This window comes from Virgisporangium aliadipatigenens, assembly GCF_016863615.1.
Taxonomy (GTDB): Bacteria; Actinomycetota; Actinomycetes; order Mycobacteriales; family Micromonosporaceae; genus Virgisporangium; species Virgisporangium aliadipatigenens.
The window spans coordinates 162,264-178,668 of the sequence record NZ_BOPF01000009.1; the positions used below are offsets into that span (position 1 = coordinate 162,264).

The window sequence follows — 16,405 nt, forward strand, 5'->3', positions numbered from 1 at the left end:
CCCGCGCCGCCGGCGGCTGAGCGTTTGCCGCCGGCGGTTCTCCGCCCGCGCTCAGTCGACCGCCGTGGGCACGGTCAGCGGGAGTTCGGCGCTCGACGGGCCGATGTTCAGCAGGAACGTGCCGCTCTCGGTCCGCCAGGCACCCTCGGCCCAGTGGTGGAACGCCCGCGGCGCGAACGTGACGTCGACGGTGGCCTCGGCGCCCGGTTCCGCCGAGACGACGGCCCAGCCGACCAGCCAGTGCGGCGGCCGCTCGACGGCGCTGTCCGGACGGCTCGCGTACACCTGCACGATCTCGCGGCCGGGCCGCCCGCCGCTGTTGCGCAGCCGCACCGACACCCCGCCGGTGGTCGCCTCGGCGGCCAGGTACTCCCAGGTGGTGTAGCCCAGCCCGTGCCCGAACGCGAACAGCGGCGCGCGGCCGGCGCGGTAGCCGACCGCGAGTCCTTCGTCGTATCGCAGCACCCCCTCGACCGGGGTGGTGGAAGGCAGGTCGTCCTCGCCGGCCGGCCAGGTGACGGGCAGCCGACCGCCCGGTTCGACGGCTCCGGTGAGGACGTCGCCGAGCGCGTTGCCGAACTCCTGTCCCGGGAACCACGCCAGCACCACGGCCGCGACCTCCTCGACCCACGGCAGCAGCACCGGCGCGCCGGAGTTGACGACCACGACCGTGCGCGGGTTGGCCGCCGCCACGCGGCGCACCAGTTCGTCCTGGCGTCCCGGCAGGGCCAGACCGGTGCGGTCGAACCCCTCGCTCTCCACCTCCTCGGTGGTTCCGACGACCACGACCGCCACGTCGGCGTCGGCCGCCGCCGCGACCGCCTCGGCCAGTTCGGCGTCGTCGTCGCTGTCGCGCTCGACGTTGAGCTGGAACGTCACCGTCTCCGGCGGCGCACCGTCACCCGGCAGGTACCGCACGAGCAGCTCCGCCTCCTCCCCCGCGGCGAGCGCGACCGGTGCCAGGACCTGCGGCGGGCGCATGATGCCCTCGACGAAGTCGGCCCCGGGCGGCAGCGTCAGGTGCTCGTCGGCGACCGTCACGCCGCCCACGTTCAGCACGAACCGGCCGAGGCCGGACGCACCGACGAGGTAGCTGCCCGCCCGCGGCGCACGCAGCCGGGTGTGTACCTCGGCGAGCGCACCGACCCGTCCGGCCAGCCGGAGCAGCCGTTCGACCTTGTCGTCCACAGTGGACTCGGGAACCTCGCCGGCGCGCACCGCCGCGACGAGCTGTTCGCCCCAGGGGCCGTTCGGGCCGGGCATGATGAGGTCGAGTCCCGCGCGTGCGGTGGCGAGCGAACGCCCGGCGAACCAGTCGGTCATGGTGAGGCCGTCGAAACCCCACTCCCGCTGCAGGATGTCCCGCAGCATCGGCGATTCGGTCATCGGGTGGCCGTTCACCCCGTTGTAGGCGGCCATCACCGCCCACACCCCGCCCTCCCGCACGATCGTCTCGAACGGCGCCAGGTACAACTCGCGCAGCGTGCGCTCGTCGGCCACGACGTCGACGGTGAGCCGTTCGGACTCGGAATCGTTGGCCACGAAATGCTTGACGGTGGCGGCGACCCCCTGCGACTGCACGCCGCGCACATAGGCGGCGCCGATGCGCCCGCTCAGCAACGGATCCTCGCTCAAGCACTCGAAATGCCGACCGCCGTACGGGGTGCGGTGCAGGTTCACCGTCGGGGCCAGCAGGACGTCGACGCCCTTGCGGCGCGCCTCGGCGGCCAGCAGACGGCCGATACGTTCCACACGCCGCTGGTCCCAGGTCGCGGCGAGCGCGGTCGGCGAGGGAACGTTGGCGGAGGTGTCACGCTCGTCCCAGGTGCGCCCGCGCACGCCGGCCGGACCGTCGGAGACGACGATCGCGCGCAGGCCCACGGCCGGTTCCGGACGCAGGGTCCAGAAGTCGGCGCCGGTCAGCAGCGCGACCTTCCGTTCGAGCGAGAGTGGCTGGGGATCCATGGCGCTCCTGCGGTCGGTCGGACGGTGCGGCGTACGACCAGTGTCCGCGACAGGGAGATCAGGCGGGCGGCGTCGCTGCCCACCTGTCCGACGCCGAACGCGTCGACCCGTCGGTTCACCGGCGTAGTTGTTCGGTGATGCTCCGGTCGGTGATCCGGCTGTCCCCGGCCAGCAGGAGCGCCTTGCTCAGGATGACGGCGAGCATGCGATCGCCCTCGAACGGCAGGAAGACGCCGTCGGTGCCGCGTTCGGCGCCGCGGTTCGGCACGATGCACAGGTACTGGTTGTGCGGGCTCATCAGGACGTTGCCCGAACCCAGATGGATCCGGTACGTGCGAAGGTCGCCCCGCACCACCAGGAACCGGCTCTCGACGGTGGCGCGGTCGGCGATGGCGAGGCGAGGCACCAGCCGGGTGAGCAGTTCGCGGCGGGTCTGCGCGGTCGCGTTGAGTTCGCCGAAGCTGTAGGAGGCCCAGTACTCGCGGAACCGGCCGCCCGGGCCGCCGTCCTGCCAGGTCGGGTCGTTGCCGACGCTGGCGACCCCGACGAACAGGTCGACGTCGCGCAGTGCCTCGCTGAGGACCAGCGGCGGGATGCCGGTCAGCGGTAGCGGGTCGGCCGACGCGGCGTTCATGCGATAGAACCGCACCTGGTCGGTGGTGATCCGCAGGTACGCGCCGGAATCGTTGGTGTCGGTGTCCCATTCGTCGCCGATCCCGTCGACCCAGAACTCGACGCGAAGGTCCCACTGCGGCAGTTCCCGGGTGGGCGGCGGAAAGTCGTCGTCGACCATCATCCGGAGCCGGTCGTGCCAACCGCGGATCGCGGCGAGCGCGTGGAACTGGTGCTGGCGAAGGACATGGCCGGCGAAGCGGTTGGAGTACACCCCGGTCTGCTCCTCGGCCGGCGTGAGCAGGTAGACCTCCCGGTGCGCCTGCTTGAACGGCTGGGTGACGCGGTGGCGTTCCAGCCACGCCCGCCAGGCGATCACCTCGTCGAGTTCCCGGCCGATCGGGTGCCACAGCCGCACCGCCGCGTCCGGTGCGGGATCGATCGGCTTGTCGTCCGGGCCGCACAGGGCGCCGTCGAGGTAGCCGCACGGCTCGTCGCCGACGAGCCAGATCAGGCGCCGGGCCAGCGTGCCGACCAACGGGTGGTCGAGATAGCGTTCCCGCCACGGCGCGAACGGCCAACTCCGCCGGGCGAGTATCTGCCGGTCCAGTCGTTCGGACTGCGCGGTGAGCATCTTGTCGATGTCCTTCGCGGCGGCCTGGAACTCCTTGAGCTGTTCGGCGTGTCCGGCGCGGACGGCAGCGGGGACGGACTTCACGACCCGGCCGCTCGCCGCCCGCCACGTGGCCGTGGTGGAACCGCCGACGACGGTGAGTTCCGCCGAGGCCTCGCCGAACACGTCCACCCGCCGGCCGACGTCGACAAGCCCGTAGGTCGGGACGGCGAGTTCCTCGATCTCGTCCCGGTCGAGTCCGAGCGCTACCGCCCGGGCGTCCAGGGCGGCGTTGAGTTCCTTGAGCGTGCCCTTGAGCGTCACTCCGGTGGCCAGCCGGGCGAGCTGCCCGAGGGCCGCGTCCGACCGCAGCCGGGACAGCGCGTACACGGCCGCGTTGGCAACCTTCGGGCTACGCGGCCCGATGCCGGCCACCCTGCGCAGCGACGTCTCGACCAGCCCGCCGAGCAGTCGCGCGGTTCCCGGGCGCTCGGGCAGCAGCGCCGTCAGCCAGATCAGGCCGCGGAGCGGGTCGGTGTTGCAGGGGTCGAACATGTCACTGGCGTCGATGTCGTGGCGGAGTCGCTCCAGCGGTCGCGTGCGCGGCTTGCCTACCGGGGCCAGCCAGTCATGGAGGCGTTCGCCGGCGGCCGGCTCACCGAGCGCCGCCAGGAGGTCGCGGCCACGCTGCTCCCAGCGGGCGGACGGCCTGGCGCTGGTGGCCCTCGCCGCGTGATCGAGCAACGCCCGCCAGGGCGCGCCGAGCGCCGACACGTCCGCGTTGACGCGGTCCGCCCATGCCTCGCCGCAGTTCAGCGGCGGCTCGGTCAACGAGGCCGCGAACGCCGCCAGGTCCTTGGTCGCGTAGTCGCGGCTGGTTCGCCGGATGACCGCGACCGCCTCGTCGGTGAGTGTCCGCCCGGCCCGGATGAGCGCCTTGCCGGAGACCATGAGCTGGTGACCGGGTTGGTGGATCCAGAACCGGGCCGCCGTGGCGAGTACCGCCTCGGCCACGGTCGGCGACACGTCCCGGGACAACTGGTGCGCGGCGTCCAGCACCAGATCGCTCAGTCGGGCCCGCAGCTCGGGCTCGGCGACGGCGTCACGCCGCTGGACGAGGTCCAGCACCAATCCCTCGAGCAGTGGCTGGGGCAGGCCGTGCACGATCTTCAGGATCTTGTCGCCGTACCGGTGAAGTCCTCCGCCGTCGACGGTGATGTCGATCAGTTCGTCGGCCAGCGACGCCATGTCGCCGGCCGCGGCGAACCCACTGACGGCGGCGATCGGGCCCGGCAGCCGCCCGAACAGGGCCATCAGCCGCCGACCAGCGGGACGAGCTTCAGGAACGTGATCTCCGTCCTCGCCCGCAGCTCCAGCGTCGTCTCCAGATCCTCGATCTGCTCGTCGTTGACCAGCACGACAAAACCGTTGCGGGTGAACGCCTCGACCGCGCGCTCGAACTGCGCCTCGGGATCGACCCGGCGCGGCCCGCTCATCCGGAAGCCGTCGCGCACCCGTTCCGTGTCGCTGGGCTGCACCAGGCCGCGAAAGGTCAGCGCCGAATTCGCGTTGTGCTCGGCAACCTCCTGAAACACCCGGCGCCGGATGAGCTCCCGCAGCGTGAGCCGCTCCTCGAAGATCTCCAGGTGCCAGGCGTCCGAACGCTCACCAGAGGTCGTCTCATCCACGAACGCCACCAACGCCATGCCCGTGGAGGTTACCGAAGATCGAAGAAAAATCGGTCGGAACTCGATCACGAGACCAGCGAACTCTGCGGCGGCTCCGCCCTACGTCGTCACGCCGCCGAGTCGTTGCCGCCGCTGCCGGACCGTCGCAGGTATTCGAGAACCTCGTGCACCGCGTCCACCACCACGACAACCCCCTGCCACGTCGACGGCGTGCCGTACAGCTGATTCAGCCTGAGGTTGCCCTCCCAGACCCGCACCACCGACTCGAGCCGGGACAGGTTGACGACGAGCTGCGGGTCATGCCCGAGCTGCAGAAACTGGGGAGCCAACGCGTCGCGGATCCGGTTCAGATTCGGCAGAACGGCGTCGTAGACCGGGCCGGCGCTCGATCCGCCGGAGACCAGCGCCTCGATGTTGGCCCGTACGGTGCTCCGCCGTCCCATCGCTGTTGCCGCTCCCGGTTCGCGAGCCGCTCGAAGATCAGGACGGCCGGCATCGCGCTGATCGCGATCCCCGCCACCTCGGACAGGACGTTCCCGGCGAACGATCGATGGTCAAGCAGGAAACCGGCGCCGAGCAGTACTACGGTGATCATGGACAGGGCGAGGTACCACCGCTTGTTCAACCGACCTCCAGCCCGGGCTGCGGCGAGCGGACGCCGGAGCGCGACCGCCGATGGAACGAAATGTAACGCCGTCACAGCATGGTGGAGATCATGAAGGGCCGGCGTCATCCGCGGCACCCGTCCATGCGGTTGCCCGAGGTCTTTCTCGCGCTTGGCGATCACCTTCGCGACACCGGCAGGAACGATGCCGACGGGGCCGAGTACCTGCTCTGTCCCGGCTGGGTCGAGGAGCGCCTGTTCGACCCCACTCCCGAGGATGCCGACCCGCGCGAGCTCGGCGGCGCCCCGCAGCCTGTGGAGATCGTCCCGTTCGGCTGGGCCGGTGGCGGAGGAATCCACTACGGATGGGTCGTCCTCGCCCCGGAGCTCGACCTCGACGACTTCCCGTGCGTGTTCTACGCCGCGCTCGACGGCGTCGCGTACTGGCTCGGTGACAACACCCGGCAGGCCTTCGAGAATCTTCTGCTGGGCAGGGTGGCCGAATGGGAGTGCGACTACTTCGGACAACGGGGCCGGAGCCCGGCACCCTACGACACTCCACAGTGGACGGCGTTGTGCGAAGCCCTGGCCCTGCGGCCGGACCTGAGCCTCGCGGTCCGCGAGGCGCGGCGGGAGTCCGACGAGATCGGCCCGGACGCGCGTTCCGCGCGACGTATCCGGCCCACCGCGCCGCCGGGCTGGCGGTACGAACCGACCCGTGACGGCATCGGCGTGCTGGCACCGGAGAGCGCATTCGATCCGGCATCCGCCGACGACGAGTGCCTCCCCACGATCGACATGAAGATCGACCGTGCCTCCGCCCTGCTCGCCGCCGGCCACCCCGCGTCGGCGTTGCACCTGCTCCGGAACGACGAACTCAACGACTACCTCGACGAGGAGCTGACCCGACAGGCGTACCTGGCACTCGGGCGGACCATGCACGCCGACCGTCTCGACGTCTGGCTCCGACTCACCGACCGGTGAGCCGCACCGGCCGGGTCTCGATCCCGCCGGTCGCGAACCTCCGTGACCGCCGGCCGATCCGCAGGAGCCGCGGGCCGCGGGCGTCCCGGTACGGAGCCGCCGGGCCGGGCTCGAGTTGCGGGATCGGGCATCGATGGGGTGTATTCGGCGGATGGGGAATGCGGTGCGGGGGGCGTTCGTCCGGCTGCCGTTGGGAACTGCCGTGGCGGTCCCGGCGAGCGTGGTCACCGCGGCGGCGCTCGCGTTGCCGTCCAGCGTTGAGGTGCGGACCGTTCCGCTGCCGGTTGTCGCCTCGGTCGCGGCGGTCGTCGTCTCGGCGTTCGGGTTGGTGATTGTCGAACGGCTGGCCGCCACGCACCGCGTCGCCGGCACGTTCGCCGCTGTGCTGCCGCGCTTGGGGCTGCTGGCCGCGGCGATCGTCGCCGTGTGGGGATGGTGGGCGTGCCTCGCGGATGACGCCGCCGGCTTCCCGTCGGTCCGTGCGCCGGTGCTGGCTGTGGCTGCCACGGCCGCCGCGGTCGGATTTGTGGTGGCGATCCGGGAGTGGCAGCACGTTCCGGCCGACGGCGATCCGGTCCCGATCGTGGCGCGGCTTCGCCGGCAGTGGCTGCCGCTGGGCGTCCTTGCCCTCGTCGTGGCCGCGTCGGTGAGCTATCCGTTCGTACGGCCGGCGGCGTGGACGGAACGCGGCGGCGGTTCACTCACGACCGATCGGGTCGACCGACCGTCCACCGTCGCCTGGCAGCGACAGTTCCCCGATCTGATCGATGCCGTCGCGGTCGCCGACGGTGGGGTCGTGGTCGTCCGGCGGCCGGGGGTCGTCGAGGCGATCGACGGTGCGACCGGACGCACCCGATGGACCTACACCCGGCGCCGTGCGCCGGCTACGACGAAGCGCGGCGCCGCTCGGGTGTCCCCGGACGGCCGCACCGTCGTCGTTCCCTTCGGTCGCGGCTCGTCGCCCAGATCGACATCGATGTACGTCGTACTCGACGGGCGCACCGGCGAACAGCGCTGGACGCTGCCGGCGACGAAGCTCCTGTACGCCGTCACCGACAACGCCGTCGTGCTACGTGATCACCGGCACCGTTCTGGTGCGATCCCCGTTTTGACCGGCTACGACGGCCGCGACGGGCGCCGCCGGTGGGCCTGGCGCGGAACGGAGATCGGGCCCAGGTGCGGGATCGGCGACACGGCGCCCGCCGCCCTGGCCGACCGGCTGGCCGTGTCGACGATCTGTCCGAACGACAACGGACGGCGCGCCGTGGTCGCACTGCTGTCCGACCGCGACGGGAGGCCGCAGGCCCGCCTCGACTACGACCTGGGCGGCCCACGCTCCGGACTGGACTATGTCGGGAACGGCGTCGCGCTGGAGGGCACCGGTCAGCGGCTCGTCGTCGGCATCATCCCGATGGGCGGGGATCGGAGCGTGCATCTCGTGGACGCGCTCACCGGCCGGGAGACGGCGGTCCTGGACACCGCGCACCACGTTCTGATCAACGTCGGCGCAACGGGCCTGCTCTGGTGGGACAACACCGCCGAGCGCGACAACAGCGGTCCGCGGATGAACGCGATCAGCGACCCCTCCGGTGGAGGGCGGGTCGTGCTGCCCGGAGTGCCGAACGGCGCGTGCGGTGACACGCGACCGGTGTGGACGCGGACCCACCTGGTCACCCTGTGCACCGGGACCGACCGACCCGTGCGGGTGGTGACGACCCGCCTCGACGGCACCACCGACGGGCAGTTCGACCTTCCCGCACCCGTGGGGGAAGCGGACCGGCCCGGGCGGCGCTGGCAGCAGGTGGTGCAGTTCGTCGACACCGGCGGCGGGTTCGCGACCCGCGGTGACAGCCCTCCGGTCGTCGTCGACGAGGCGCACAAGGTCTTGCTCGGGCTGCGTTGAGGTCCATCCGTTCATGCCGCTCGCGGCGTGCTGGCGATCAACGTCGGTCGTGACGCGTCTCCGCTTGCCGGCGGCGGGTCTGCTGGATGAGCACGGCGACGAATCTGGCCAACCCTTCGGCGCCGCGTGGGTCGGACGCCGGCCAACGGGTCATCAGCAGCGGCGCGGCCCGCGAGGGCAGCGGCACGGCCGGATCGGTGGCGTCGGCGAGACACACCTCGAACGCCGCCGGCAGGTCCTCGCGATACGCGTACCGCTGCCTGCCGGCCCTCGTCCAGGCGGACGTCGTACGAAACGGTGCGGCGTCCGCGGCCGTGGTCTCCCAGGCAGCGAACGCCACGCGGGGTTCGGCCGGCAGCCGTGCGACCGGCCATCTGGGCGTCCCAGCCGCACGCCCAGGAGCCTTAGGTCGACGAGGGCGGCGGACATCTCGCGCTGCCATCGCCAATGTGGATCGCCCGCAGCGCGATCGAAGCGGCGGGCGGGGTCGTACCGATAGGGCGCCGGCACGCCGTCCGCCGGGGCCACCGCTCGCACGACGTCGAGCACGCTCCCGGATCGAACGGATGCCGTTCGGGGTCGACGTCCTCCCAGGTGAGCGTCGTGATCCGCAGCCGCCGGCCGTGCGGATCGATCGTCATCGCCGGCCATCGTGCCACGGCGCCCGCGAGGACAGGGACCGGTTTCGAGTGGCCGTGCTCGGTGAATCGGCCGTAGTCCTGTCGTTCCTCGTCGAATCGCTACCGGCCGCTGTTCAGCAGGCTCTCGCGTGGCGGTGTCCACGGCGCCGGTAGGCGCGGACACTCGTCGCGGCCGGGACCGACCGCCACCTCGGCGAGGCCGAGGCCCGCCTCCTGGTCGTACCGCAGGTCGCCGACGACCCAGCCGTCACCTTCCCGCGCGGCCCACGGCACGCGGGCGAACTGCAGCAACGCGTCGACCGCGCAGTATTCGCCGGCCAGCGATCCGAGCAGCGCCACCGGCACGGTCAACTCACCCCTCCACGCGACCTCGTCGGTGGAGGCCTGGGCGATCGGCGTGAGCGGGGCGGTGGTTTCGGAGCCACGTGACGGGTAGGACCGGGAGCACCGGTCCGCCGACATCCACCCGGGCGCCAGCGAGTGGAACGCCCGCCGCACCACGTACTCGTCGCCGACGCGCTGGACGGCGATGACGTCGCGGCACACCGGGTTCGCCGGCATCGGCGTCAGCACCACGTCAAGGGTGCGGGCCTGCGGGAACCGTTCGACCAACAACGCCTCGACCCGGCTCTCGGCGGTCCGCGACGTGACCACGAACATCGCGGTCAGCACGAGCCACGCCGCGACGCCGGCGCCCAGTGCGGTCCGCGCGGACGCGAAGCGGCCGAGCGCGGCGAGACCGACGGTCAGGAGCGTCAGCACGATCGCCAGCGACGGCGGTACCAGCCCGCTGAACCAGCTCGCCCCGACCGCGGTGACCACCGCCAGCCCGATCAGGATCCGCATGACCCGGCTCGGCACGACGAACAGCAGGGCCGCCGCGCATGCCCACAGCAGCGGCTCGACGATGAACACCGCGTCGCCGTAGTGCCAGCGGTTGTCCACCGGCCAGAACGGGTGGACGCCGTAGCTGTTGGTGAAGTCCAACCCGATGTGCAGCAGCGGTCCCAGGAGTGCCAGCGCGGCAAGGAGTCCGAGGTCCGCCCGCCGCGGCTCGACCTTCCGGAAGCGCCACCACAGCCACACCCCGGCGAACATCACCACGGACAGTCCCAGGGCGCCGACGATCGTGTGGGTGTGCCCGCGGTGGTGCAGCAGGTAGTCGGTCGTCGTTGCGGCCCAGCCGGTGTAGGCGATGTCGACGTCGGGCAGGTTGCCGCCGACCGCCATGACGGTGATCGCGACACCCCGGCGGGCCCGGTCGCTGAGCACCGCCGACGGCGGCACCGACCGATGGACTGTTTCCGCGACCAGGATGCTGATCAGCGTATGTGTCACGTTGTCCATGAACGGTGATCCTAAGCGCGCGTCCGGTGACGAGCGGTAGCCATCGCGATGATGCCGGCGGCGGCCAGCAGCAGGACTCGTATGCACCGTGTCGACATCGTGGTGTCAGGCGTCGTGGTGCGCGCGGAGTGGGTCGGCGTGCCACCGGGTCGGCGCTCGGCCACCGGCCGGTGGAACAGTCGGCACACTGACGTGGATGATGCGCGCAGCGGGGGCACGCAGCGTCGCCGAGCGCGGTTCGCCCGCGCGGGAACGACAAGCGGATGGTCATGCCGGCGTGGTCAGGACGCGCAGCAGCGCAGCGCGGTCATAACCGGACAGAGGCAACGTCACCGATTTCACGTATCGCACGAGCCCTGCCCGGTCGATCACCACCGTCCCGGACTGCTGCACCGTCCCGAACACCGCCCGCCGCATGCCGATCGCCTCGTGCACGCTGTCGCCGGCACCCGTCACGACCGGGAACGGCAGCCGCTGCCCGGCCGCCCAGCTCCGAGCGGTCGGCAGCCCTTCCGGCACGACCACCAGGATGCGGGCGTCGAGTGCGGTGAACTCGTCGACGTGGCGGGCGAGGTCACGCACGTGCCGCACGCAGACCGGGCAGGTCGTGGCGCGCATGAAGTACAGCAGGACGTGCGCGCGGTCGTGGTAGTCGCGCAGCCGCACGGGAGTCCCCGCCGCGTCCACCAGGTCCAGATCGGGCGCGGCGGTACTGATTTCGAGCATGGCGAACTCCCTGGAAGAGACAACGAAAGCAGACGAGAGGAGCTCAGGGCTGGAGCGCGGCCTTGAGGTTGGCGCGTGCGCGGTGAAGCTGGGACTTCATCGCGGCCAGACTCAACCCGAGGCTGTCCGCGACCGCGCTTCCCGGATAGCCCTGCACGTCACGCAGGATGAGCACGCGACGCTGCACCTCGGGCAACGCGGCGATCGCCCGGGCGACCCGGTCGGCCTCCAGCCGCAGGATCACCGCGTCTTCGGGCGATTCCACCGTTCCCGCGTCATGGAGGTCGTCCTGCGGGTGCGGACGCAGCCGGCGCAGGCACTCGTTGCGCACGATGCGGAACATCCACGACGACAGCGCGGTGACCGACCGCAGCATGCCGACCTTGCGGAACAGGATGAGCAGGGCCTCCTGCGCCGCGTCCTCGGCGTCCTGCGGTGACGCGCACAAGGTCCGGGCGAAGCGCAGCACGTGCGGGTGCGCTTGAGCGATCAACGTGGCCAGCGACTCGACGTGGCCGTCGCGGGCGGCGGCGATCACCTGCGCGCCGGCCCACTCGGTACCGCTCATGTCCTGCCCTCCTGCCCGGATCGTTGCGGTCTCACTGTCATAAGAGCGCGTCCACCCCGGAAAGGATTCGCGCCGCACTCCACATGATGCTCAGTCGATTCGGGCAGGGGCCCGTTCGAGTGATGTCATGGCCCGTTGCGGCGTTCGGCCCCGCAGGGTGCCAGATCCTGAGTCGGCAGGTGAGGCGGCGATGAGCCCCATGCCGCCCGCATGACGCAACCACTTCCAGGGGACAGACATCCGAGCAGCGGGTCGTTAGGGTCTACGGTGCCGTTGCGTTGTCGGCGTTCCAGCATGGGGCAGAGCGAGCGAGGTATGCGGCCACACCCGATGGCAAAGCACGACGCGCGCGAGCACCAGCTCAGTCCGTTGCCGAGAAACTGCTTTCTCGCACCCATCACCTGTCGCCACCGAGTGAGCGCTGAGGTATCGGTATGCACGGAAGTGGCGAGTCAGTCGCGTTCTGGTGGCAGCTCACGGCGTTGGCCAACGCGGTCATCCTGGCGGCGTACCTCGGAATCTCGTTCGCGATCGGGCGGGGACTGTGGCAGTCCCGGCAGTGGCGGAACAATCCGCTCGGTTTGGCGACCGCGTCGATCTTCTTCAGCTGCGCGGTGCACCACGGCTCCCACACGGTGCACCTCTTGCTTCCCTACCTCGGCTGGGACATGCAGGCGGGAACGGCGATGCGGATGGCGTTCGGCATGGACTTCCACGCCGCCGGCTGGGACACGGTGACCGCTGCGCTGGCGGTGTGGTACTGGACGTTGCGCAGCCGGTTCCCGGCGTTGGTGCGCGGCGCGGCCGTGTTCGAGGATCTCCGGCTGCGGCAGGCCGCGGAGGCCACGCTGCGCGCCAGTGAGCAGCGATACCGCGAGATAGTGGAGACCACGAGCGAGGGCGTGGTCCTTCTCGACAACGACGGCCGGATCGGCTACGCCAACGACCGGTTCGCGGAGATGGTGGACCATCCACCGGGCGACCTGCCGGACACGTCGATGGCGGACCTCGTGGCGGTGGCCGATCGCCCCGTCTTCGTGCAGGCGCTGGCCGACGCGCGCGGCAGCGGGAGGGCGCGGTTCGAGGTCGGTCTGCACGCCCGTGACGGTCGGGTGGTGTGGGCCCGGGTCGCCCTGACCGCACGGGTCGGCCACGTCGACAACACCGGCGGCGCCCTCGCGATGGTGACCGACGTGACCGAGCAGAAGAGCATCGAGGCGCAGCTGCATCAGGCGCAGAAGCTCGACGCGGTGGGTCAGCTCGCCGGGGGCATCGCCCACGACTTCAACAACCTGCTGACCGTCATCGACGGATACGCCGCCTTGCTGATCGCCGGGGCCGACGAGGCGACGACCCGTGACCTCGTCATGATCCGTGAGGCGTCCGCCCGTGCCAGCGGACTGACCCGGCAACTCCTGACGTTCGCCCGCGCCCAGACCGCCCGCCCTCAGGTCGTCGACGTCGCCGTCGTGGTCGCCGGGGTGGAGGGCCTCCTGCGACGACTCATCCGGGAGGATGTCGACCTCGTCGTCACCGCCTCGGCGACGCCGGTCCCGGTGCGGGCCGACGCGGGCCAGCTGGAGCAGGTTCTCGTCAATCTGGCGATCAACGCGCGCGATGCGATGCCGGGCGGCGGGACCCTTACCATCCACACCGACCGGGTCGTTCTCGACGCCGGCCGGGTCGAGGGACTGGCCGCCAAACCAGGCGACTACGTGTCGATCACCGTCACGGACACCGGTTGCGGCATGACGGCCGAGGTCGCCGCCCGCATCTTCGAACCGTTCTTCACCACGAAGGACCAGGGCAAGGGCACCGGCCTGGGACTGGCCACCGTGTACGGCATCGTCACCGGGGCCGGCGGGTACATTCGGGTCGATTCCCGGCCCGGTGCGGGCACCACGTTCGGGATCTACCTGCCCGCGACGGCGGCCGCTGCCGCCGCACCGGTCGAGGCCGTCGAGCCGAAGCGGCTCACCGTGGGGACCGAGACGATCCTGCTCGTCGAGGACGACCCCGCCGTTCGACAGCTCACCGAACGGATCCTGACGACCGCCGGATATCGCGTGCTGATCGGCGTCAACGGCGAGGACGCCCTGGCGGTGGCCGCTGCGCACAGCCGCATCGACCTCTTGCTGACCGACGTCGTCATGCCGGGAATGAACGGCCAGCAACTCGCCGACCGGCTCACCGAACTGCGGCCGGGCCTGCCGGTGATCTTCACGTCGGCGTACACCCGTGGCGCACTCACCCCCACCGAGGAGAACATGATCATCGCATTCCTCGACAAGCCGTTCACCGCTTCCGCGCTAACCGAGAAGGTCAGATCCGTCCTGGACGCGCACGCCGACGCCGCCACCGCCATCACATGAACGCCGACAGCGGCCACGTAGCCGGCAACGTGCTCTACATCGAGGACAATCCCGTCAACACGTTCCTCGTCGACCGGATTCTGAGTGCCCGGCCCGGCGTCGTGCTGGACACCGCCCCGGACGGTCGCTCCGGACTGTCCAGCGCCGAACGGCTACAGCCGGACCTCGTCCTGCTCGACCTCGAACTCCCGGACATCAACGGAGAGCAGGTCCTCGCGGGGCTCCGCGCCAACCCCGCCACCCGGGCCATCCCGGTCATCGTCATCAGCGCCAACATCGACCCGGCGATCCAGCACCGGATGCTCGCCGGCGGGGCACGATTCTTTCTGACCAAACCCTACGAGGTGACCGACCTGTTGCGTCTCGTCGACGGCGCCCTCGCGGCGTGAGCCGCCGACGGCCGATCATCCACTTGCGATGGTGCGCATCGCCCGGACGTAGCGGTTCGTCACGTACCGCTGGGCCAGCCGGGTCAGCGGCCCACAGGCCCGCGCCAGCAGGGTCGCCGGGCGGCTGAACGCGCGGATCCGGAACCGCACCTCACCGTCCTCGGCGAGCACCACCTCGAACGCCTCCTCGCCCCGCTCCGGGTGGCCGGGCAGGGTTCCGTAGGCGAACCCCCGGCGGGTCGGCTCCTCGACCGTGTGGACCACGCGGCACGGGACGTTCAGGAGCAGCGGGCGCGGACCGGTGCGCAGCAGCACGACCACCCCGGTGGCGGCGCGCGGCGCGGAGGCGCGGCAGTCCAGCCCCGCCGCGCGGTGCATCCGCCAGCCGAGGAGTCCGTCCGCGGCGCGCGCGAAGGCCTCGACGCCGTGGCCGATCACCACGTCACGCCGCACGTGGCCGTAGCCGGCCGGGAGGGCGCCGTCGCGGGTGGCACCGACCTCGCGGTACGTCAACGGTGCGGCGGCCAGTTCGGCGAGTGTGCGTCCCACTCCCCCGACGCTAGCCTCCCCGGGGGTTCGAGCGATGCGTCATTCGGCGCCGTGGAGCAGTTCGTGGAGGCGGCGCAACCCCGGCTCGGCGAACCGCTGTCGGCGTTCGACCGCCTGCCGCATCAACGGATCCTCGGCGTGGCTCCGCGCGCCCCGCATGATGTTGAGGCGGGACTCCTCGAGCCACTTCTTCAGGTCCGGCTCGCCGGCCCACGTCCGGGTCACCGCGACGTCCATCGCGAGCAGCCGCAGCCAGTCGCGCGCCGCGTCGGGAAGGGGATTCACCGGACAGAGCCGGTTCTTGTCGTCGACGTCGTCCCGGGTCGCCTCGACGTAGCCGACGAGGGCGGCGTTGAAGGTCGGCTGGCAGCCTCGCACCATCTGCGGCGTGATCCGGTCCGCCTCGAAGATCGGCTTGGCGGGCGCGCGGCCGAGGCCGGAGGCGGTGCAGTCGACGTAGAGGTGCCCGTCGTCGCTCGGGATCGACCCGTGTTCGAGGACCACCTTGTCCCGCTCGATGCGCCGCACCCGTCCGAGCCGCACCACGTCGCGGATGCGTCGCAGGTCGGCGAGTTCGCGTTGGCTGACGGTGGCGCAGTGGAACATGGTGGGCGTGACCTGCGGGTCGAGCCGCAGCAGCCGGCCGCTGCGCTCCAGGCGGCGGAACAGGTCCTCGACCGAGTCCGCGTGCGCGAGGCTCTCCAGTTCGTGGGACAGCGCGTTCATCAGGGACGGGAGCAGGCCCAGCGGCTGCATGTGGGCGCGGTCGTAGAGCCACCCGTCGCGGGGCCTGATCCAGCGGATGCGATCGGGGTCGACGCCGTGCTCGAGCAGCCACTGGCAGGCGTCCATCGCCGTCTTGCCGGCGCCGAGGACGGTGTACGCCGCACTCGGTTCGCCCTGCGCGGCCAGGCCGTTGACCGGCACGATCCGCACCCCCGCGTCGACGTGGAACGCCGGCGTGTGCGTGGCGGGGATGTTCGGTCGGAGGTAGGCCGCGTCCACGACGCTCCTGTCGACCGTGATCTCGTGAACGGCCCCGGTCAGCCGCGAGACGACGCGATGGCGCCCCTCGGCGTCCCGCTCGTAGTCGTGCATTCCCAGGAACCGGACCCGCCCGGACGGGATCAGCTGCTCGTCCAGAACGCGGTCGAAGTAGTCCCGCACCGCCGCTCCGCCCGCCCGCTCGTACAGTCCGGCGTTCGGGCCGTGCGGGTCGATCGCGTCCGCGCCGAGGGGGCGGGAGTTGACGCCGTAGTACGCCGAGGGCTGATGCAGCCGCACGAAGGGGTACGCGTCGTTCCAGTGCCCGCCGGGCCGGTCGCGTCGGTCGACGATCACCACGTCGGCGTCGGAGTGCGTGATGACGGAATCGGTGAACGCCATTCCGGTGGCTCCCGCACCCACCACGAGATAGTCGGTCCTGATCGTGGTCACCCCTGTC

General features: G+C 71.3%; 15 protein-coding genes. 4 read left to right on the forward strand and 11 right to left on the reverse strand.

Annotated features, from left to right (window positions below):
* Positions 1 to 51: 51 nt before the first annotated feature.
* The 4 genes from Val02_RS15000 to Val02_RS15015 all read right to left on the reverse strand — a co-directional run bounded on the left by Val02_RS15000 (position 52) and on the right by Val02_RS15015 (position 5,321).
* Entirely contained in the window at positions 52 to 1,965 is a 1,914-nt protein-coding gene (locus Val02_RS15000) for a beta-glucosidase (protein ID WP_203899657.1), read from the reverse strand.
* Positions 1,966 to 2,080: 115 nt separating this feature from the next.
* Entirely contained in the window at positions 2,081 to 4,504 is a 2,424-nt protein-coding gene (locus Val02_RS15005) for a DUF4132 domain-containing protein (protein WP_239152931.1), read from the reverse strand.
* Positions 4,504 to 4,896, reverse strand: a complete 393-nt coding sequence (locus Val02_RS15010) for a hypothetical protein (RefSeq protein WP_239152933.1) — start codon at positions 4,894 to 4,896, stop codon at positions 4,504 to 4,506. The genes Val02_RS15005 and Val02_RS15010 overlap by 1 nt, the downstream gene beginning before the upstream one ends.
* Before the next feature lie 89 nt (positions 4,897 to 4,985).
* Positions 4,986 to 5,321: a hypothetical protein gene (locus Val02_RS15015; protein ID WP_203899658.1), complete on the reverse strand. Its 336-nt coding sequence runs from the start codon at positions 5,319 to 5,321 to the stop codon at positions 4,986 to 4,988.
* 272 nt (positions 5,322 to 5,593) lie between these two features.
* On the opposite strand from Val02_RS15015, the gene Val02_RS15020 reads away from it, so the two are divergent.
* Both Val02_RS15020 and Val02_RS15025 read left to right on the forward strand, forming a co-directional pair.
* Positions 5,594 to 6,466, forward strand: coding sequence for a hypothetical protein (locus Val02_RS15020; RefSeq protein WP_203899659.1), 873 nt, complete (start codon positions 5,594 to 5,596; stop codon positions 6,464 to 6,466).
* A gap of 163 nt (positions 6,467 to 6,629) precedes the next feature.
* On the forward strand, positions 6,630 to 8,369 hold the full coding sequence (locus Val02_RS15025; protein WP_203899660.1) for an outer membrane protein assembly factor BamB family protein: 1,740 nt from the start codon (positions 6,630 to 6,632) through the stop codon (positions 8,367 to 8,369).
* Between the two features lie 37 nt (positions 8,370 to 8,406).
* Here the strand turns inward: Val02_RS15025 and Val02_RS15030 are convergent, their stop codons facing one another.
* The 5 genes from Val02_RS15030 to Val02_RS15050 all read right to left on the reverse strand — a co-directional run bounded on the left by Val02_RS15030 (position 8,407) and on the right by Val02_RS15050 (position 11,651).
* Positions 8,407 to 8,709, reverse strand: coding sequence for a hypothetical protein (locus tag Val02_RS15030; RefSeq protein WP_203899661.1), 303 nt, complete (start codon positions 8,707 to 8,709; stop codon positions 8,407 to 8,409).
* Between the two features lie 64 nt (positions 8,710 to 8,773).
* Entirely contained in the window at positions 8,774 to 9,010 is a 237-nt protein-coding gene (locus Val02_RS15035; RefSeq protein ID WP_203899662.1) for a hypothetical protein, read from the reverse strand.
* Between the two features lie 99 nt (positions 9,011 to 9,109).
* Positions 9,110 to 10,357, reverse strand: a complete 1,248-nt coding sequence (locus Val02_RS15040; RefSeq protein ID WP_203899663.1) for a metal-dependent hydrolase — start codon at positions 10,355 to 10,357, stop codon at positions 9,110 to 9,112.
* A gap of 267 nt (positions 10,358 to 10,624) precedes the next feature.
* The gene (locus Val02_RS15045) at positions 10,625 to 11,083 is read right to left on the reverse strand and encodes a peroxiredoxin family protein (RefSeq protein ID WP_203899664.1); all 459 of its coding nucleotides are present in this window, start codon (positions 11,081 to 11,083) and stop codon (positions 10,625 to 10,627) included.
* 43 nt (positions 11,084 to 11,126) lie between these two features.
* A complete protein-coding gene (locus tag Val02_RS15050; RefSeq protein ID WP_203899665.1) occupies positions 11,127 to 11,651 on the reverse strand; it encodes an RNA polymerase sigma factor in 525 nt (174 codons plus the stop codon).
* Between the two features lie 434 nt (positions 11,652 to 12,085).
* Between Val02_RS15050 and Val02_RS15055 the strand changes: the two genes are divergently transcribed.
* Entirely contained in the window at positions 12,086 to 14,023 is a 1,938-nt protein-coding gene (locus Val02_RS15055) for an ATP-binding protein (protein WP_203899666.1), read from the forward strand.
* Complete coding sequence (locus Val02_RS15060; protein WP_203899667.1) at positions 14,020 to 14,412, forward strand: response regulator; 393 nt, start codon at positions 14,020 to 14,022, stop codon at positions 14,410 to 14,412. The genes Val02_RS15055 and Val02_RS15060 overlap by 4 nt, the downstream gene beginning before the upstream one ends.
* A gap of 15 nt (positions 14,413 to 14,427) precedes the next feature.
* On the opposite strand, the gene Val02_RS15065 is transcribed toward Val02_RS15060, so the two are convergent.
* Together Val02_RS15065 and Val02_RS15070 are read right to left on the reverse strand one after the other, a co-directional pair.
* Positions 14,428 to 14,961 carry a DUF1990 domain-containing protein gene (locus Val02_RS15065; RefSeq protein ID WP_239152934.1) on the reverse strand — a complete coding sequence of 178 codons (534 nt, stop codon included), beginning with the start codon at positions 14,959 to 14,961 and terminating at the stop codon, positions 14,428 to 14,430.
* Between the two features lie 39 nt (positions 14,962 to 15,000).
* Complete coding sequence (locus tag Val02_RS15070) at positions 15,001 to 16,398, reverse strand: NAD(P)-binding protein (RefSeq protein ID WP_203899668.1); 1,398 nt, start codon at positions 16,396 to 16,398, stop codon at positions 15,001 to 15,003.
* Between the last annotated feature and the right edge of the window lie 7 nt (positions 16,399 to 16,405).